The 20,209-nt window shown below is 70.1% G+C and carries 11 protein-coding genes; 4 read left to right on the forward strand and 7 right to left on the reverse strand.

Annotated features, from left to right (window positions below):
* Window positions 1–18: 18 nt before the first annotated feature.
* Both ACQG07_RS06935 and ACQG07_RS06940 read right to left on the reverse strand, forming a co-directional pair.
* A complete protein-coding gene (locus tag ACQG07_RS06935) occupies window positions 19–948 on the reverse strand; it encodes a carbohydrate ABC transporter permease (RefSeq protein WP_085512504.1) in 930 nt (309 codons plus the stop codon).
* On the reverse strand, window positions 941–1,882 hold the full coding sequence (locus tag ACQG07_RS06940) for a carbohydrate ABC transporter permease (RefSeq protein WP_426737853.1): 942 nt from the start codon (window positions 1,880–1,882) through the stop codon (window positions 941–943). The genes ACQG07_RS06935 and ACQG07_RS06940 overlap by 8 nt, the downstream gene beginning before the upstream one ends.
* 221 nt (window positions 1,883–2,103) lie before the next feature.
* Here ACQG07_RS06940 and ACQG07_RS06945 point away from each other — a divergent pair, with 221 nt between their 5' ends.
* A complete protein-coding gene (locus tag ACQG07_RS06945; RefSeq protein ID WP_192005654.1) occupies window positions 2,104–3,102 on the forward strand; it encodes a LacI family DNA-binding transcriptional regulator in 999 nt (332 codons plus the stop codon).
* 13 nt (window positions 3,103–3,115) lie between these two features.
* Here the strand turns inward: ACQG07_RS06945 and ACQG07_RS06950 are convergent, their stop codons facing one another.
* The 5 genes from ACQG07_RS06950 to ACQG07_RS06970 all read right to left on the reverse strand — a co-directional run bounded on the left by ACQG07_RS06950 (window position 3,116) and on the right by ACQG07_RS06970 (window position 9,370).
* The gene (locus ACQG07_RS06950; protein WP_426737959.1) at window positions 3,116–3,634 is read right to left on the reverse strand and encodes a hypothetical protein; all 519 of its coding nucleotides are present in this window, start codon (window positions 3,632–3,634) and stop codon (window positions 3,116–3,118) included.
* Complete coding sequence (locus tag ACQG07_RS06955) at window positions 3,615–4,961, reverse strand: signal peptidase I (protein WP_426737854.1); 1,347 nt, start codon at window positions 4,959–4,961, stop codon at window positions 3,615–3,617. The genes ACQG07_RS06950 and ACQG07_RS06955 overlap by 20 nt, the downstream gene beginning before the upstream one ends.
* A 10-nt stretch (window positions 4,962–4,971) precedes the next feature.
* On the reverse strand, window positions 4,972–5,619 hold the full coding sequence (locus ACQG07_RS06960; RefSeq protein ID WP_426737855.1) for a SipW-dependent-type signal peptide-containing protein: 648 nt from the start codon (window positions 5,617–5,619) through the stop codon (window positions 4,972–4,974).
* 20 nt (window positions 5,620–5,639) lie between these two features.
* Entirely contained in the window at window positions 5,640–6,284 is a 645-nt protein-coding gene (locus ACQG07_RS06965) for a SipW-dependent-type signal peptide-containing protein (protein WP_426737856.1), read from the reverse strand.
* Window positions 6,285–6,481: 197 nt separating this feature from the next.
* The gene (locus tag ACQG07_RS06970; protein WP_426737857.1) at window positions 6,482–9,370 is read right to left on the reverse strand and encodes a helix-turn-helix transcriptional regulator; all 2,889 of its coding nucleotides are present in this window, start codon (window positions 9,368–9,370) and stop codon (window positions 6,482–6,484) included.
* A 514-nt stretch (window positions 9,371–9,884) separates the two neighbouring features.
* On the opposite strand from ACQG07_RS06970, the gene ACQG07_RS06975 reads away from it, so the two are divergent.
* The 3 genes from ACQG07_RS06975 to ACQG07_RS06985 all read left to right on the forward strand — a co-directional run bounded on the left by ACQG07_RS06975 (window position 9,885) and on the right by ACQG07_RS06985 (window position 20,139).
* A complete protein-coding gene (locus ACQG07_RS06975) occupies window positions 9,885–18,032 on the forward strand; it encodes a choice-of-anchor G family protein (RefSeq protein WP_426737858.1) in 8,148 nt (2,715 codons plus the stop codon).
* 116 nt (window positions 18,033–18,148) lie between these two features.
* Window positions 18,149–19,117, forward strand: a complete 969-nt coding sequence (locus ACQG07_RS06980) for a DUF5819 family protein (RefSeq protein WP_426737859.1) — start codon at window positions 18,149–18,151, stop codon at window positions 19,115–19,117.
* Window positions 19,114–20,139: an HTTM domain-containing protein gene (locus ACQG07_RS06985; protein WP_137243732.1), complete on the forward strand. Its 1,026-nt coding sequence runs from the start codon at window positions 19,114–19,116 to the stop codon at window positions 20,137–20,139. The genes ACQG07_RS06980 and ACQG07_RS06985 overlap by 4 nt, the downstream gene beginning before the upstream one ends.
* The last annotated feature ends 70 nt before the right edge of the window (window positions 20,140–20,209 follow it).

The following is a 20,209-nucleotide window of genomic DNA, read 5'->3' on the forward strand; positions in this document are numbered from 1 at the left end:
CCAAGTGCAGCTCGGGGGCTATTTGCCTCCGGTGGTCGCGATGCCTCGCAGGAGGAAGCGCTGACCGAACAGGAAGGCGAGGAACACCGGCAACAGGGTGACGACGCTCATGGCGAAGAGGGCGCCGTAGTCCGATTGCGACTGGGTGTCGACGAACGATCGCAAGGCGACCGACGAGGTGTACTTGTCGGGGTCCGTCACGAAGATCAGCTGGCCGAAGAAGTCGTTCCACGTCCAGATGAAGGTGAAGATCGCCGTCGTCGCGAGAGCCGGGGTCATGAGCGGGAGCATGATCTGCACGAAGATCCGCAGGTGGCCGGCTCCGTCGATGCGCGCCGCTTCGTCGAGCTCCCGGGGGATGCCGCGGATGAACTGCACCATGAGGAAGATGAAGAACGCGTCCGTCGCGAGGAACTTCGGCACGATGAGCGGCAGGTAGGTGTTGATCCAGTCGAGCTGAGCGAAGATGACGTACTGCGGGATGATCAGCACGTGGATCGGCAACATCATCGTGAGCAGCATCGCCGCGAAGGCGAAGCGCTTGAACCGGAACCGCAGCCGGGCGAAGCCGTACGCGGCGAGCGAGCAGGTGAGCAGGTTGCCGATGATCGACCCGACGACCACGATCGCCGAGTTCGCCAGGTAGCTGCCGAACGGTTGCGCCAGAGCGTTCCAGCCGTTCGTGTAGTTCGACGCCTCGAAGGTGTCGAGCACGAGGCCCGGGTTGTCGAAGATGTACCCGTTCGGGCGGAGTGACGACACCACCATCCACAGCACGGGGTAGAGCATCAGCAGCCCGAGCAGGATCAACAGCGCGTGCTTGCCGATGCTCGAGATCCGCTGACGGCGCAGGAGCTTGGCGCGTTGTGCGTCGCCCCGCTCGCGACGGGCTGCCGCATCGGGCGAGAGGCCGTCCTCGGACGAGGGGCGGGTCTTGAGATCAGTCATCGTAGAACACCCAATACTTCGAGGCCCAGAAGTTGATGGCCGTGGCGGCGGCGATGATGATGAGCAGGAGCCACGCGATCGCCGACGCGTACCCCATCTGGAAGCTGCCGAAGCCCTTCTGGTACAGGTAGAGCGTGATGAACAGCGTCGAGTCGGACGGCCCGCCCGATCCGTTCGACACCACGTAGGCCTGCGTGAACGACTGGAACGCGCCGATGATGCCGAGCACGAGGTTGAAGAAGATGATCGGGCTGAGCAGCGGAAGCGTGATCGACCGGAACTGCGTCCACCGCCCGGCACCGTCCGTCGACGCCGCCTCGTAGTACTGCCGCGGGATCTGGCGGAGCCCGGCGAGGAAGATCACCATCGGAGCACCGAACGTCCACACGTGCAGGATGATCAGCGTCGAGAGCGCGGTGTCGGGTTCCGAGATCCAACCGGGGCCCTGGATACCGAAGACGGCGAGCAAGGCGTTGACGAGGCCGCTCGAACCGAAGACGAGGCGCCAGAGGACGGCGATCGCGACGCTGCCGCCGAGCAGTGACGGCAGGTACAGCACCGACCGGTAGAACGAGAGTCCGCGCAGGCCGCGGTCCAGGAGGACCGCGATCGCCAGGGCGACCATGAGCTGCAACGGCACCGAGACCAGGACGTAGGTGATGGTCACCCCGAGGGACTGGTGCAGGCGGGGGTCCTCGACCATCCGCTGCGCATTCTCCAGCCCGGTGAAGTTCGGGTTCTGGAGGAGGTTGTAGTCGGTGAACGACAGGTAGAGCGAGACGAGCACCGGCCCGAGCGTGATGACGAGGAAGCCGACGATCCAGGGGCCCAGGAAGAGGAGCGCCGCGCGGTTGTCGCGGAACTCGGAGGCGTCGCGATGCTTGATCGCCCCCTTCGGCGTCCGCAGCGCGCGCAGCTCGTTGAGCGCGCTCATGAGGCGGCTCGGGTGATGGGTGGTGGGCTCTCGAACATGCTGCGCATCTCCTTCGACTCGCTGCGACCGTGCTGACAGGGAGACACGCTAACCGCTTGTGCTACGTAGCACAAGACGGATTTGGAAATCGGTTTCCGTTGGTATCCGGCGGTCGTGGAGTCGGTACGCTTGCGTCAGTACCGGCGCACGGTGGAGCGCGCGCGACCGACGGGGAGGCACGGATGGCAGTGACCGCACGGGATGTCGCGCAGGCGGCCGGCGTCTCCCAGCGCACGGTGTCGGACGTCGTGAACCTGCCGGGACGGGTCGGTGCCGAAACCCGAAAACGCGTGCAGGCGGTCATCGACGAGCTCGGCTATCGGCCCAATCCGCACGCGAGAGGACTCCGGAACAACCGCAGCGGACTCATCGCTCTCGTCGTCCCCGAGCTCGACGTTCCGTACTTCTCCGACCTGGCCCGCTGCCTCATCCCCGAACTCACGAAGCGCTCGCTCACCCTTGTCGTCGACCAGACGAACGGCGACCCTGAACGCGAGCGCGCCGTGCTCACCGGGGGAGCGGTGTCCTCGACCTTCGACGGCGTGCTGCTCAACGCGCTCAACCTCACGGCCGCCGACGTCGAAGCAGCCGCCGCGACCCAGCCGATCGTCCTGCTCGGCGAGCGCGACTACGGCGCAAGTGCTGACCACGTCGCCATCGACGGGACCGAGGCGGCCTACCTGGCGACCAGGCACCTGATTGAACGGGGATGCACCCGCATCGGCGCCATCGGTCGGCAGGCCCATTCCACGGGCACCGCGAAGCAGCGCGTGGACGGGTTCACGAGGGCGATGCACGAGGCCGGACTCGACCCGAACCGGTATATGGCCGAAGGGGAATACGATCGCGCGAGCGGAGCGGCGGTCATGGGGCGCATGCTCGACGCCGGCGATCCTCCCGACGGCGTGTTCTGCTTCAACGACCTCATGGCGCTCGGCGCGATGCGTGCCGCGTGGGATCGCGGCGTCGACATCCCGCGCGACCTGGCGGTGGTCGGCTTCGACGACATCGAGGACGGCCGGTACGCGATGCGGTCACTGACGACGGTGGCGCCAGACAAGGAGGCGATCGCCCGCGAGGCGGTCGCGATGCTCGTCGAACGCGTGGCCGGGCACGTCGGCCCGGGTCGGCGGGTGCGCGCGGGCTTCGAGCTCGTCGTGCGGGAGTCGTCGGCCGGGTGATGCGGCGGGCTCGCTACGGGACGACCGCGCAGGCGCCGTTCGTTCCGAGCGCGTTCGAGGTGCCGCTCACGACCCGGTACGGCGAGGACCAGCTCGTGGACGGCATGGTGAGTCGGGCTCCGATGTAGACGTTGGAGCCGAGGAGACCTCCGAGCAGTCCGAGGCTGAATGTCGAGGTGACCGTCGTGGTGCCACTCGTCGAGGTCGGTGTGATGACCGAGTTGGGGGTGAAGGATGCGTTCGCCGAGTAGGCGTAATTGATCGTGTACCCCGCCGGGATCGTGTAGACGACGGTGTAGGAGGAGAGCAGTCCGACGGCGTTCGGATTGAAGGTGCAACTCGAGAACGTCGGCGTCGGCACGGTGGCCGCGGTGAAGCTGCCCGTCCCGAATTCGGGATCGGCCCATGCCGCGTCGACCGGCGCCGGTGCGGGGTGCGCGAGGAGGAGTCCCATCGCGACGGCGACTGTCGCGGCGGTCTGGCGGTGCCACGGGAGGACACGGCCGCCGTCCTCACCCCGCTGTCGCATCATCGGCCCGCAGGATCGCCGTGGTCCTCGCGGAGCGCGAGTGCTGACGCAGCGCGCCGAACCACGCGCCGACGAGACCGATCAGGATCGCGCCCGCAGCCGTCCACACGGCGAACTCGATGCTCGCGCCGGTGCGGGGGAGCGTGGTGATCGGGCCGGGCGAGACCGACACGTCGTCGCCGATGCCCTCGGCCGTGACCGTGAGGGCGACCGAGGCGTCCACCACGGCTGCACCGGACGGCATCCGGACGTCGAACTTCAGCCACCACGCCTCCGAGCTGCGCATCGAGAGGACCGCACGCTCCACGCCGTCGACGGGCACCGCCATCTCGTCGAACAGGTGGGTGACGGTGCCGAGGCAGCCGGCCGCGGTCCAGCGGACGGAGCAGGCGTCGACCACCATGACGAGCCCGAGTTCCGATGAGCCGGAGCCGACCATGGACACGTCGATGGAGCCCGGTGTGGCTTCGGGCTTGGTGCTGATGCCCACCTCCCAAGGCGTCGACCGACCGGGGGTGAGGGACCGCATGGCCGACGGGTCGCCGATCGAGGTGAGGACGACCGCCTCACCGGCGATGACGTCAACCATCGGTTCGGCGTGCGCGGGAGCTGCGCCGCCGATCGCGAGACCGGCTCCGAGGAGCAGGGCGACCGGTGAGCAGCGGAGCGCGGCGTGGCGGGCCGGTCGCGGTCCGGTTCCGTCGGCGCCCGCCGTCGAGGAGCGGCGTCGGGAAGCCGCGCGACCGCCGCCACCCGTTCCTCCCGAGCCACCTGGCGGGCGCCTGCGGTCGGAGCGCGGCCAGAACGCCCACATGACGAGGGCCGAACAGCTGAGCGTCAATCCGGCCAGGACCCACGGGTTGGACAGCCACACGACGAGGTACGCGAGCCCTGGCACCGAGGCGAGCACGATGCGGACCGTCGAGACGGTGTATGGCTCGGGGTCCTCCGACAGGTTCGCGTCTCCCTGCATGGTGATCGTCCGCTGTGGGCCTGCGGTGTCGACACCGCCGGTCACCGAGGTGACGCGGTGGGTGACCGGCAGCTGACCAGCGCGATCCACCGTCACCACATCGCCGACCGCGATGTCGGACGCAGGGATCTCGCGGACGAGCGCGAGTGAGCCGGTGGGGATCGTCGGGTTCATGGAACCGGTCTTGAACATGATGAGGGTGATGTTGAAGCAGGTCGCGAGGATGACGAGCACGATGCAGACCACCCCGCCGACGGCGGCGAGGTTCAGCAGGGTGCTGCCGACGATCGACGCCACCGAGCGGCGGGGGTGCTGCCGCTCGGTGGCGTCGATCGCTTCCGTGGAGGGTCGGGTCACGGTGCTCCGATCAGGAACTGGAGGTGCTGGTGATCTGCCACGTCGCCGACGCCGTCCCGCCCTGGAAGCTGGAGGCGGTGCCGGCCTTCACCCGCACGTCGAAGCAGAAGCGCACGGTGGAGTTGCCCGCCGCGGTGAGCGCGCCGGTCGCGGTCGGCGGAGCCGTGCCCGTCGAGAGCGACGCGGTGTACGCGGGGACGGTCGCCGAGGTGAACGCGGCGGCGTTGCACGCCGTGCCCGCCGCCGTCGTGACCACGCGGTACTCGAGCTGCGGCAGGAGGGTGCCCGTCGCAGCCGAGACCGCGGACAGCGCCGCCGTCCCGCCGATGTTCGTCGCGGCGGTCGTGCGGATGTCGATGTAGGCGAACTGGGAGAGCCCTGGCGACATGGCGGTGGCGTTGAAGACCAGCGTGGCGGGGTTCGCCGCCTCGTGCGCTGCCCAGGTCGACGACGAGGTCTGCGACTCCACGGCGAAGGTGCTCGCCGCGAAGGTCGCCGTTCCGAACTCGTCGTCGCTCCAGGCCGCGAGGGTGAGCGAGGTGCCGACTCCCAGCACGAGCGCTGCTGCGAGGGCCGCTCTGGCCTTCGTGTATCGCGACGCGCCCCGTCGTCGATCGGTGCGGTGGTGTCTGCCTGCCGCCGGCGTGTGCCGTCCCATGATCGCCGTCCCGCCGCGGGTTACGGCAGCGGGGTGGTGGACTCGGCCGCGAACTCCCAGACCACGGTGCCGCTCGGCGATGACTGCGGCAGTGTCGCGGCCGGGGTGACCTCGAAGCAGAGGAACACGGGCGTGGTGACGGCGCCGAGCGTGAAGATGTCCGCTGCCGTGCTCGACGTCGTGGCGGCATCCGTCACGAGCGGGTCGCCGGCGGCGAAGCTCGCGGCGTCGCAGCCGAAGGTGGTGGTCTCCACGACGGAGTAGCTGAGCGAGGAGGCGATGGCGGCGCCACTCGTGGCGGTGATGTCGACCGTGCCGGCGTACGTCGACGCGGCGGTCAGCTGGACGGCGAAGCCGGCGTAGACGGGCTCCTCGGGTGCCAGGTTGTCGGCTTCGACCGCGAAGGTGAGCGGGGCGGCCGCAGCCTCGGTCGGGTGCTCGGTGAACGCGGTGCCGTCCGTGCTGCCTTCGATACCGAACCCACCACCGGCGAAGATCCCGGTCGCGAACTCGGAGTCGTTCCAGGCAGCGAGCGTGATGGCCGCACCGACGCCGAGCACCAGGCCGCCGGCGAGGATCGCCTTCGCCCGCTTGCTGCGCTGGCCGCGGACGGGCGCGTCGGTGCCGGTGGCCGCTGAGGCCTCGGTGCTGGTGTCGATGGTCATGGAAGCCCCCTGGAGTCCGCCGGTGACGGCTCGCGTCACCACAGGTGTCGGGCGTGCGGAGACGACCTCCGCGCGTCTCACGACACCCTCAGGACGATAGGCAGCAGGCTGACGGTTGTAACCAGTAGTGGGGTACTGGGATCGCCGGACGCTACCGAGAAAACTGCTGAACCGCGCTGCGTCGCCCGCTCAGGGGATCAGGCCTGACGCTGCGAGGACTGCGCGACCAGGCGGCCGAGGTCGCGCCGTCTCCCCGCGCCCAGCTTCGTCCGTGCTTGGAGCACGTGCGACTCGACGGTGCGGACGCTGAGGAAGAGCCGCGTCGCGATCTCCTGATTGCTCAGTCCTTGCGCGATGAGCAGGGCGACCTCCAGCTCCCGCCGGGTGAGGGCGCTCAGGTCGGCTGCGGCGGCCTCCTGGCCGGTGTCCGTCTGTCCGCGGGAGAGGTAGGCCAGGGGTGCGTGCGTCGAGTGCGGCTCGACCGGGACGGTGTGCTCGACCGGCGCGGTCTCCTCGGTCGTCTCCGCCCGGTAGGTGGCGAACACGGGCGACGGAGACACGACCGAGGTCCATCGGGCCTCCGTATCCGCAGCGGCGCCTGGCGTGGGACCCACGAGTTCTGCGGCCCGCTCCGCGCAACGGCGGGCGTGCTGCAGTCGCCCCTGGGCGTCGTGGAGTCGTTCTGCGAGCAGATGGGCCCCGATCGCCCGATGCCGCGCTCCGACCTCCTCGAGCGAACAGGCGGCCTCCTCGGCGCGGCTCGCGTCGCCGGCGGCGCCGGCCTCGAGGAGCAGCATGAGCGACGCCTGCAGGGGCGTGAGCTCCTGCGATCGGGCGTCCACGACCCAGGACAGGGTCTCGGACAGGTCGGCGCCGGCCGCGGCGGCCAGGCTGGCGGAGTAGATCCGCTGGGTCAGCGGCTTCCGGATGTCCTGCGCGAGCCGGCGCAGGTGTTCCCGTGCCTCCAGGACGCGACCGCCTGCCATCAGCAGGCCGAAGTCGGCGATGTCCGCCAGGTAGGAGAGGACCGTGGAGGCTGCGATGAGGCGTTCGTCCTCGGCAGCTCGCCGTTCCATCGCCTCCTCGAGCTCGCCGGTCTGAGCAAGAGCGCCGACGAGGAGCAGAGCGGTCTGCGTGTGCACCTCGGGCGGAACGGTCGAGTCGAGGAGCCGCTCGACGACCCGGAGGTCGGCCACGGTGCGGTCCGGGCGGCCGTCGAAGAACGCCAACTGGGCTCCGAGGATCCCGACGATGCACTGGTCCGTCGTCGCCAGGCGCCCGGTTCCGCGCTCGGCGCGAGCGACGAACTCGTCGATGTAGCGCGCGAAGCCGGCCCAGGAGAGTCCGGTGAGCAGGCGGATGGTGCCGGCCGACAGGACGTACATGGCGCTCGCGTCGCGCAGGGCGTGCGACAACGGCCGCGCGGCGCTGTAGGGCACCGACCGGTAGACGGCGTCACCCAGCTGGAGCAGCTCCCGCAGCTCGGACGGTGGCAGCCTGAGGCCGAGCCTGGTCACGAGCGCAGCGGCGGCATACAGTCGCGAGGACTGCGCGGCGTCGACGTCGCGCAGGACCTTCCAGAAGACGGCATCGCTCTCGGACGGACCCTGCCGATCCTGGTCGCGCCAGGTCTCGACCATCAGGATCCGCTGGGACAGCACGCGGCTGTGCTCCTCCTGCTCCGTCAGCTCCTGCGCGCAGGTGCGTTCGGACCAGCGGTCGAGGGTCGCCCGCCAACTCAAGACCTCCGCCTGCATGTCCTCGTCGGAATCGGCCGCGGGATCGACTTCGAGGACCCGCTGAGCCCCGTCACCGTCGCCCAGCATGGCGAGCGACCGTGACCACTGGAGCGCCGCTGCCACGGACGGGCGCCAGGTGTACGCGCGTTCGGCGAGCAGACGACCGTCCTCGGCGAGGCCGGAGACGTTCGCGACGTGCGCCGCCTCGAGGAAGGTGCGGGCCATCGTGAGGGACTCGAACCCCTCGTCCAGCTCGGTGTGCGGAGCCGTCAGCCAGTACCGGCCGAGGATGAAGGACTCGTTCGGCGTGAGACGGGCACCGCCACGCAGGTCCGAGATGAGCGTCCGCTGGACGCGGTCGTGGCGGTGCAGTCGTCCGCTGTGGCGCCACTCCGCGAGTGCCGACCACGCGTGCAGTTCGTCGGCGACGATGCGGTCCTGGCCTGAGCCGTCGTGCCGCGCGAGTCCGAGCCGGAGGAGCGCGTGCAACTGGTGCTCGCCGAGCAGGCGGATCGCGCGCGAGTAGGGGACCGGGCCGAGCTTCGCCAACATGACCAAGGCGTACCGGCCCTCGTCCTCGAGCCGGGAGAGCTGGGGTTCCGTGAGGTCGTGCACTCGCGGTGAGACCCCCGCGACCCCGAGCGAGAGGATGCTGCGCGGCAGGTAGAACTCCCCACCCGTCTCGAGCGCGTCCTTGGTGAGCTCATGCACGAGCCGTGGCGAGCCGTTGCTCAACCGCACGATGACGGCCTTGGCCATGTCGTCGAGGACCGCGTCGTCGGCGGCTTCGTCCACCATCGCCGAGGCTTCGAACCCGTCGAGCGCCGGGAGGTCGATCCGTGTGAGCGACCCGGTCCGCCAGACGGCGAGGAGCCGATCGGCGGACTCGTCGCCGCGCCCCTGCAGTCCGGCGAGCTCCTGCTCCAGCGTCACCAGGGCGACCTGCTCACGCGACCGCGAGAGTTCGATGATGTCGGCGAGGCTCGCCGGGTGGAGGTTCGCCCCGTCGTCGACGATGAAGACGGCACCGCTCGGTACCGTGCGCCAGTCGCTCAGCGTGTGCGAGGCGTCCCGTGACGCACCCGACACGTGGATGACCGGGCGTCCGTCCTCGTGCATCCGACGTCCGATCGCGTCCGCGGTGAAGGTCTTGCCGTAGCCGTGTGGTCCGACGAGGAGCGTGCTGGTCCGGTTCGCGATGAGCGCCGTCATCCGGGCGATCGCGGCCGCTCGACCGCTCGGTTGGGCGGGAGCGCGGGTGGCGGATTGGCGGAACTCGCCGGAGCGACGGGTGGGCGACGCGGCGGACCGCGCGCCGCCACTGAACCGATGCGCACCCGGGTTCATGGGATGACCTGCTCGGCCGACCTCGGATGTGGCTTTCGCTCCACTGCCGTCGCAACCGGTTCTTCCATATCGCAGCCCCCTCAAGCTCCGTCAGGACGACGGGATCCGCATCACTAGGGACGCTGCGAATACTCCGTCGGATGCCCCATTATCCGTAATCCCTGAGTGCTCCCGCAGCCCTAAGAGAGCGTTCTCAGTAGAAACTACGCACCCCAGTCGGGGGTAAACCCCCGGCCAGTGCGGGTTATCTCTCAACCGTCATCGATGACATGGCACGGATGGATCCGATTGCACTGGAGCCCCGCTACCGATGATGCGTCGGAGGGTCTCCGGGACCGATCGAAACCCGGCGTCGCGCGGCGCCGCAGCGCACTGCGGAGGCCAGTACCGGTTTTCCATCCGGCACTACGGAGGTTGGGGTCCCTCCTCTGGGGGACAGGGAAGCCCGCCCATAGATTGGCCGGGATCGACGCCAGTCGCGGGTTCGCCCGTGCACCGAAGAAAGGGTTCCACCGTGGGGGAACAGCAGCGAAGCATCCTCGGCCGAGGCCGTGCGTGGAAGGTCGCGGCCATGGCCGTGGTCGGCACGGTCATCGCCATGGGATCGACGACGGCGGCCACAGCGGCCCCGTCCGACGTGTCCGACGGCTTCGGCCGCTTCCTCGGTGGACAGGCGGCCGGGATCAACCTCGACGCCCTCGCCGCCGTCGCCGGTGCTCGCGCCGAGAACCCGAGCGGGGTGCACCCGGTCGCCGCGAACCCGCTGTCGGCCGAGGTGCTCAACACCCTCGGCGTCGACCTCGGCAGCTCGCTCCAACTGTTCGGTGCCAATGGCGTCATCGAGCTCGGTGCCGTCGCTCAGTACGGGTCCGCCGCCGACAACGGCGACGCGATCGCCGGCTCAGGCGCGGTCACCGACCAGGGTGGCGTCTCGATCGGTGGACCCGATGCTCCGCCGGCGGACGCCGAACTCGACCTCACCGGTCTGCTCGGCCGGGTCGGGACGCCCACCGGCGGGATCCTCAGCGACCTCTCCCTCAGCCTCGGCGCCCTCGCCTCCACGATCTCGCAGACGGGCGGCACCACGGCTGTTCCCGACTACCAGATCTCCGGTGCGACGCTCACGCTCCAGAGCCCGCTCGTGCAGAACGTCGGGACGCAGGTGACGGGCCTCCTCCCGCCGCTGCAGACCACGCTCAACGGGCTGACGTCGGCGCTCAACACGGCGCTGAACGCGAACCTCATCGGCGTGCTCCGAGTGGCTGCGACGGGGACGGTCACCCCGCCGAACCTGTCGACCGTGGTCAACACGATCCTCACCACCCAGGCGTCGCAGTCGGCGGCGACGGGGGTCTCCGTCAACCTCCTCACGGGCGCCGTGACCGTCGACCTCGCGACCCTGCTCGCGAACGACCCGACGCTGCCCGACCTCAACGACCTGCCGCCGAACACCTCGTTGCTCTCTGGCCCGATCGGTGCCGCCATCGCCGCCGCGATCACGTCTGCGGTCACCGCTCAGGTCACGGCCGTGTCCGCCGGCCTGCAGGCGGCCGTGAACAATACGCGCATTCAGGTCACCGGCAACGTCACGACGAACGTCGTCGTCACGCAGGTCCCGGTCATCTCCCTGTCGCTCGACTCGACGCTCGGCGCCGTCCAGAACGGCACTGCCGCCTTCACCTCGGCCGGGCTCCTCCCGAACGTGCTGAACCCGATCCTCGCGACCCTCGGACTCACGCTGGACGGCGTGGTCAACCTCGTCCTCAACCTCGTCAAGGGCGTCGTCGGAACCGCGTTCACCGGTCTGAACACGCTCAACACCGGTCTCAACGGGATCACCGGCGGCCTGGCGGCGAACGTCGTCGGCCCCATCCTGAACATCGTGCGACTCGTCGCCGACGTGACCGCCAACGTGCAACCGGCCACCGGCGACCTCGGGGCAGGATCGGCGACCGTCCGAGCCGTGCAGATCTCCCTCGTCCCGGCGATCTCGCTTGCGACGGTCAACCTCGCGTCGTCCTCCGTGCGCGGCACGCTCGTCGTGTACGACACGGCCATCACCGCCACGCCCGCGACGGTCAACCCCGGCCAGGCCACCGTGATCGACGGCACCGGCTTCGCGGCGAACGAGCAGGTCACCATCACCGCGCCCGGACTCGACCCGGTCACCACGACGTCGGATGCCGCCGGTGTGATCAGCCAGAGCGTCGCGATCCCCGCCGGCTTCACCCCGGCGACGCTGACGTTCACCGCCACCGGCGCGACCTCCGACACCCCGGCCACCACCGACCTCGTCGTCGCACCCTTCGTGACGGCCATCACCGCCGACCCGGCGACGATCGCGCCCGGCGGCAGCACCACGATCACCGGCACCGGGTTCCTGCCCGGCGAGTCGGTGTCGATCACCGTCCCCGGCCTCACCGACCCGGTCGTCACCACCGCGACGGGCACCGGCACGATCTCCACCAGCCTCACGCTCCCGGCGGACTTCCCGCTCGGCCCCGTGACGGTCACGGCGACCGGCGCCTCCTCGGCCAGCCCCGCGACCACGACGGTCACCGTCGAGGCGACGCAGTACGTCACCGCGATCACCGCCGACCCGGCCAGTGTCGTCGCCGGTGGGACCACGACGATCACCGGCACCGGCTTCGCCTCGGGCGAGACCGTCTCCGTCTCGATCCCCGGCGTCGACCCGGTCACCACGACGGCCACCGGAACCGGCACGATCTCGGTCGAGCTCGACGTCCCGGCCGACTACGCGGCAGGCCCGGTCGTCGTGACCGCGCTCGGCGAGACGTCCGACACCCCGGCCACCACCAACCTCACCGTGGTCTACGAGACCTCGATCGTCGCCGTCCCGGCCACGGTCGCGGGTGGCACGACCACGATCATCAACGGCGCAGGCTTCGCGCCCGGCGAGGACGTCGTCGTGACGTTCCCCGGCCTCGATCCGATCACCGTCACCGCCACCGCACTCGGCGCGATCGGCACCCCCGTCGCGGTCCCGCAGAACTTCGCGGTCGGTGACGTCACGGTCACCGCCCTCGGCGCCGTGTCCGCGACCGAAGCGACCACCGTCGTCACCGTCACCGCGACGGTCTACGACACCGCCATCACGCTCGACCCGACGTCGCTCATCCCTGGGAACACCACGACCGTGACCGGCACCGGCTTCCTGCCCGGTGAGACGGTCACCGTCGGCTACCCGGGCGGCACCCCGGTGACCGTCGATGCGGACGGCGACGGCGGCTTCACCGTCGACCTGCCCGTCCCCGACGGCACGCCGGCCGGCACGCTCGTCGTCACCGCGACCGGCGAGACCTCCGCAACCCCGGCGACCGCCGACCTCGAGGTGTTGCCGTACGACACGGCCATCACCGCCGACCCGGCCTCCCTCCTCCCCGGCAACTCGACCACCATCACCGGCACCGGCTTCGCCGCGAACGAGTCGGTCTCCGTCTCCTACCCGGACGGCACGCCCGTCGTCGTGACGGCTGACGGCGATGGCGGCTTCACGGCGGTCCTGCCGATCCCCTCCGGCACGCCCGCCGGCCAGCTCACGGTCACCGCCACCGGCGCGGTCTCCGCCACGCCGGCCGAGACGGTCATCACCGTCGAGGCGTACGACACCGCGATCGCGCTCGACCCACAGACGGTCGCACCTGGCGGCAGCACGGTCGTCACCGGTTCGGGCTTCGTCCCTCAGGAGACCGTCACGATCACCATCCCCGGCCTCGCCACGCCCGTGACGACCACGGCGAACGGCGACGGTGAGATCACGGTCAGTGTCACGCTCCCTGCGGACTTCCCGCTCGGCGACGTCACGGTCACCGCCACCGGCGCCGTCTCGGCCACCCCAGCCACGGCGACGCTCACCGTCGAAGCGACCACCTACGTCACGGCCATCACGGTCGACCCGACGACCGTCGTCGCGGGGGAGAGCACGCTCGTCACCGGTACCGGCTTCGAGCCCGACGAGACCGTCACGGTCTCCATCCCCGGTGCGCCCGCGGTGACCACGCAGGCCTCGGCGACCGGAACCATCTCCGTCTCGCTGCCGGTCCCGGCGGACTACGCGGAGGGCACGGTCGTCGTGACCGCGCTCGGTGAGGTCTCCGAGACCCCGGCCACCACGAACCTCACGGTCGACGTCGTCTACACCCCGACGATCACCGCCGACCCGGCCACGGTCCCCGGCGGCACCAGCACCGAGATCTCAGGCTCCGGCTTCGCGCCGAGCGAGAGCGTCACAGTCACCTTCCCGGGCCTCGACCCGATCACCGGCACGTCGAACGCAGCGGGCGAGATCACGACCACCATCGACGTCCCGCAGGACTTCGCGGTCGGTCCGGTCACGGTCACGGCCCTCGGCGTCGTCTCCGCGACCGAGGCGGCGACCACGGTCACGGTCGAGGCGACGGTCTACGACACGGCGATCACCGCGGACCCCGACACGCTCCTCCCCGGCGGCAGCACCACCGTCACCGGAACGGGCTTCCTGCCCGGCGAGTCCGTCTCCGTCTCCATCCCCGGCGGCACGCCCGTCGTGGTGGAGGCCGGCCCGGACGGCGACATCACCGCCATCCTGCCGATCCTGCCCGGCACCCCCGCCGGCCCCGTCGTCGTCACGGCCGTCGGAGCCGTGTCGAACACACCCGCCACTGCGACGATCACCGTCGAGGCGTTCGAGACGACGCTCACGGCCACGCCGTCCACGCTGAACCCCGGTGACTCGACGATCCTGTCCGGCACCGGCTACGTCGCGAACGAGTCGGTGACCATCTCGGCTCCCGGCTTCGACGACGTCGTGACCACGGCGAACGGGCTCGGCGAGATCAGCCAGGTGGTCGCCTTCCCCGCGGACTTCGTCCCCGCGACCGTGACGTTCACGGCCACGGGCGCCCTGTCGCTCACGCCGGCGCAGACCTCGGTCCTCGTCGAAGCGGTCGTGTACGACACGGCGATCACGGTGGACCCGACGACGGCCAACCCGGGTGGAACCACCACCGTCACGGGCACCGGCTTCGCGCCGAACGAGACCGTCACCATCACGATCCCGGGCGGCGACCCCGTCACGGTGACGACGAACGGCGACGGCGACTTCACGCAGCCCGTGACGATCCCGGTGGGAACACCCGCGGGTCCGCTGACGATCACCGCGACCGGTGACACGTCGAACACGCCCGCCGACGCCGACGTGACCGTGGTGCCCTACGAGACCGCGATCACCGCGGACCCGGACACGCTGCTCCCCGGCACCTCGACGACGATCACCGGTACCGGGTTCGCACCGAACGAGTCCGTCTCGGTCTCCATCCCCGGTGGCACACCGGTCGTCGTGACGGCGAACGGCGACGGCGGCTTCACCGCCGCCCTGCCGATCCCGTCGGGCACCACCGCAGGGGAGCTCATCGTCACGGCGACCGGTGTCCTCTCGGCGACCGACGCGACGACCACCGTCACGGTGCTCGCCTACGAGACGGCGATCGCCCTCGATCCCGCGACCATCGCACCGGGTGGCAGCACGACCGTCACCGGCGCGGGCTTCGCCCCGAACGAGAGCGTGAGTGTCACGGTCCCGGGCATCGTCGACCCGTTCCCGACCACGGCGAACGCCGACGGCGAGATCTCCGTGAGCGTCACGCTCCCCCCGGACTTCCCGATCGGTGACGTCACGGTCACCGCCACCGGTGCCGTCTCGGCGACCCCCGCCACGGCGACGCTCACCGTCGAGGCCACGACCTACGTCACAGCCATCACCGCCGACCCGACCACGGTCGTCGCCGGTGCCAGCACCCTCGTCACCGGCACCGGCTTCGCACCGACCGAGAGCGTCACGGTCTCGATCCCCGGCGCCGACCCGGTGACCACCACGGCGACGGCGACCGGCACCATCTCCGTGTCGCTGCCCGTGCCGGCCGACTACGCCGAGGGCACGGTCGTCGTGACCGCGCTCGGTGCGACGTCCGACACCCCTGCGACGACGAACCTCACGGTCGACGTGGTCTACACGCCGACGATCACTGCCGACCCGGCGACGGTCCCCGGCGGCACCTCGACGGAGATCACGGGCACCGGTTTCGCGCCGACCGAGAGCGTCACGGTCACCTTCCCCGGCCTCGCGCCGGTGACGGTCACCTCGAACGCCGACGGTGAGATCACCACGACGTTCGCCGTCCCGCAGGGCTTCGCGACCGGTCCGGTCACGGTCACCGCACTCGGCGTCGTCTCGGCGACCGAGGCAATCACCACCGTCACGGTCGAGGCCACGGTCTACGACACGGCGATCACCCTCACACCGGACACGGTGAACCCGGGCCAGACCACCACGGTCACCGGTACCGGCTTCCAGCCGAACGAGTCGGTCAGCGTCTCGATCCCCGGCGGCGACCCCGTCGTCGTGACGGCCGACGGCGACGGCGGCTTCACCGCGACCCTGCCGGTGCCGCCCGGAACGCCCGTCGGGCCGGTCACGGTGACCGCGGTCGGCGAGACCTCGGCGACGCCCGCCGAGGCGGAGCTCACGGTCGAGGCCTACGAGACGGCGATCACCGCCGACCCGAGCACGGTCGCGGCCGGCGGAGCGACGCTCGTCACGGGCACCGGTTTCGCGCCGAACGAGTCCGTCACGGTCACGGTGCCCGGTGGCACCGCCGTCCCAGCGACGACGAACGGCGCCGGTGAGTTCTCGGTCGGGATCACGGTCCCGGCGAACGCGCCCGTCGGCCCGCTGGTCGTCACGGCGGAGGGAGCGGTGTCGCAGACGCCGGCCACCGCGACCGTCACGGTCACCGCCATCGTGTTCTCGCCCGTCATCACCGCCTCCCCGGACGCGCTGATCGCCGGCAACACGACGGTCATCACTGGATCGGGCTTCGCAGCCAACGAGACGGTCACGGTGTCGATCCCCGGCGCCCCGGTCGTCACGCAGGTGACGAATGCCGGCGGCGGCTTCACGGTGACCCTGCCGGTCCCCGACGGCTACGCACTCGGCGACGTCACGGTGACGGCACTCGGTGCAGCATCGGACGAACCGGCGACGACGATCATCGAGATCCTCGCGTACGACACGGCCATCACGGTCGACCCGTCCTCGGCGCTGCCGGGTGAGACGGTCACGGTCGACGGGACGGGCTTCGCCGGTGGCGAGACGGTCACGGTGTCCATCCCGGGCGCACCGTCCGTCACCGTGGTGACGAACCCTGACGGTTCCTTCACCGTGGACCTGCCGATCCCGGACGACTACACGCCCGGACCGGTCACGGTGACCGCCGAGGGCGATGTCTCCGAGACGCCGGCCGAGGCTGACGTCACCATCGAGGACGGAGCGGTCGACGTCGACACCGACGCAGCTGCGGTCGATGTGGACGCTGCTGCTGACGTGGACGCCGACGTGGATGCCGCCGCTGATGTGGACGTGGACGTCGATGCCGCCGCTGATGTGGATGCTGCTGCAGACGTGGACGCTGCGGCTGATGTGGATGCTGCGGCTGACACGGACGCTGCGACTGATGTGGATGCTGCCGCTGACGTCGACGCTGCCGCTGACGTCGACGCTGCGGCTGATGTGGATGCTGCGGCTGACACGGACGCTGCGACTGATGTGGATGCTGCGGCTGACGTGGACGCTGCCGCCGACACCGACACTGCTGCCGATGTGGATGCTGCCGCAGACGTAGACGCTGCTGCCGATGTGGACGCTGCGGCTGACACGGACGCTGCCGCAGACGTGGACGCTGCCGCCGACACGGATGCTGCTGCTGACACGGATGCTGCGGCCGATGTGGATGCTGCCGCTGACGTAGACGCTGCCGCTGACGTAGACGCTGCTGCCGATGTGGACGCTGCGGCTGACACGGACGCTGCCGCAGACGTGGACGCTGCTGCCGACACGGATGCTGCGGCCGATGTGGATGCTGCGGCTGACACGGATGCTGCGGCCGATGTGGATGCTGCGGCTGACACGGATGCTGCTGCCGATACGGATGCTGCTGCTGACGTCGATGCTGCGGCTGATGTCGACACGGATGCTGCTGCTGACGTGGACGCCGCTGCCGACACCGATGCTGCTGCTGACACGGACGCTGCTGCTGACACGGATGCTGCGGCCGATGTGGATGCCGCCGCTGACGTCGATGCTGCTGCCGACACTGACGCCGCTGCCGACACCGACGTTGCAGCTGACGTGGACGCTGCTGCCGACACCGCCGCTGACGCCGATGGCGACACCGACGCCGGCGACGAGCGTCAGGCGACCGTCAAGTACTCGACGATCGTCCGCGACACGGGTGTGATCCAGGAGGTCTACGCCACCGGCTTCGAGCCCGGCGAGACCATCTCGGCGACCGTCTTCTCGACGCCGTTCGCACTGACGCCCGTCATCGCAGACGCCTCCGGTAACGCCACGTTCACCTTCCCGATCGACTCGTCGCTCGAGCTGGGTGCCCACCGCGTGGAGCTCTCCGGATCCGTGACCGGCGCCCTGCCGCTCGATCGTGAGGCCACCGCCTTCACGGTCACCGCGGTGGCCGCCACCGCACCGGGGTCACTCCCCGGTCTGCCGAGCACCGGCTTCGACGGCCTGTGGCTCGGGGGGCTCGGCGCCATGATGCTCCTCCTCGGAGGCGCCTTCGTGGCCACGCGACGGGCGCGTATGGAGTGACCTCGCCGAGCAGGCCGTGCCGCATTCGGGTCGGCACGGCCTGCTCCTTCTCCCGCGGAGACACCGCCGAACCGGTGCCCCGCGGTTTCATCACCACCCAGCACCAAGGAGGAACCGTGACTCCGATCACACGCACACCCGTCGGGGGTCGTTCTGACACCCTTCGACAAGCTCAGGGACCGGAAGGGGCTCAGGGACCGGGAGGGGCTCAGGGACCGGAAGGGGCTCAGGGACCGGACGGCGCCGAGGAACCGGACGGCGATCAGGCACCGGCGTCCGGTCGGCAGGACCGGGGAGCGGGATCGTCTCGGGACGAAACCGCTCCGCCGAAGCGGGCCGCGCGCATCGCCGCCGCGGTCTCGATCGCCCTCGTCGGCGTCTACGTCGCGGGCACCCTCGTCATCGTCTCACCGACCACACCCGTCCGTGGTGCCGTCGTCGCCGCAGCCGGCCCGTACTTCACGCAGAAGTGGAACGTCTTCGCGCCGAGCATCATGAAGACGAACATCACCTTCTCCGTCCAGGCCCAGTGGCGCGACGCCGACGGGACGCTCGTGAAGTCCGACTGGGTCAACGTCACGAAGCTCGAGCAGCAGGCGGTCCCGGGCCACGCCGAGCCGTCGCGGATCCAGAAGTCCTCGTGGAACGCGATGCTCGCCTACAACGCCCGCTACCTCGCCCTCGATGCCCAGCAGCGTGAGATCGTCCGCGACACCTTCATCCAGCGAGCCGACGGTGGCGGGTATCGCGCCCAGTCGGCCGAGTCGCTCATCGCCGACCTCGACGCCGTCAGCACGACGCCGGGCTCGGGGCAGGGCGACGTCGTCCGGTTCCTCCGCTACGACTACATGCTCAAGGAGTACGCGACCGCGTTCTCCACGGCGTACTTCGACCAGGACGTCGAGCGCGTCCGGTGGCGGATCGACCGCACCCGCCCGAACGACTTCGAGTACCGCTTCTCCGAGGAGCAGCAGTTCGACGACACCGCCGTCACCTTCGGCTGGCGGCACGTCGACGACGTCATCGACCCGGAGACCCTCGCCGTCTACCGCGACGTCGTCACCCGCTACGGAGGTGCACGATGAACGCCGTCCGCGCATCGTTCGACCGGTTCGCCGGCTGGGTGACGGGTGCCAAGCACGCCGGCTACAGCCTCTCCGCCCTGCGGATCCTCTACGGTGTCGCGATCGTCAGCTTCCTGTTCACGAGCCTCGCCGACCGCCACTACCTCTGGGGCGTCGCGTCGAAGTGGGTCGACCCGGAGGCGAACCGTCGAGCGTGGTTCCCGCTGTTCGAGCTCGTCTTCACGAAGGACAGCGCCTTCGTCTTCGACCTCGCCTACGGGGTGCTCATCGTGCTCGGGCTGCTCTTCCTCGTCGGTTGGCAGACCCGGTTCGTCACGCCAGTCCTGCTCGTGTTCTGGGTGGGGCTCGCGACCAACAGCACGGTGCTGACCAATGGCGGCGACACGATCATCCGCATCACGCTGCTGTTCCTGGTGTTCGCGGACCTGTCGCGTCACTGGTCGGTCGACGCCTGGCTCACCAAGCGGCGGGGTCGAGCGCTGCGGCCGATCCTGCGCGGTCGGTTCGCGATCCCGGCCTGGCTCGCGAACGCCGCCAACAACACCGCGGTCCTCCTCTGCGCGTACCAGATCATGCTCGTCTACGTGAACTCCGGCATCTACAAGCTCATGGGTCCCGAGTGGCGGGAGGGCACGGCGTTCTACTACTCGCTCGTCCTCGACGTGTTCCGGCCGTTCCCCGCTCTGAGCGACCTCGCCTGGCAGGTCGGTCCGTTCGTCTGGGTCGCCACGTTCCTGTCGGTCTGGGTGCAGCTGCTGTTCCCGGTGCTGATCCTGTGGCGGCCGACGCGGATCCTCGCGCTCGGCTTCACGATCCTGATGCACCTCGGCATCGGCCTCTTCCTCGGGCTGTGGCCGTTCTCGCTCGCGATGATCGCCCTCGACCTGCTCTTCGTCCGCGACCGCAGTTGGGTCGCCGTCGGTCGGTGGGCGTCGCACGCCGGGGGAGTGCTCCGCCAGCTGCTGCCGGAGCGCCAGAGGACCGAAAGACCCGTCACGACGTCGGCCGGTTCGCCGTCGTGACCACAGCCGTCTCGCGCGTTCGGGTGCGAGACGAACCGGCGGTCGGCGCCACGGTTGCGCCGACCGCCAC

The organism is Plantibacter sp. 2H11-2 (assembly GCF_050031945.1).
GTDB lineage: Bacteria > Actinomycetota > Actinomycetes > Actinomycetales > Microbacteriaceae > Plantibacter > Plantibacter auratus.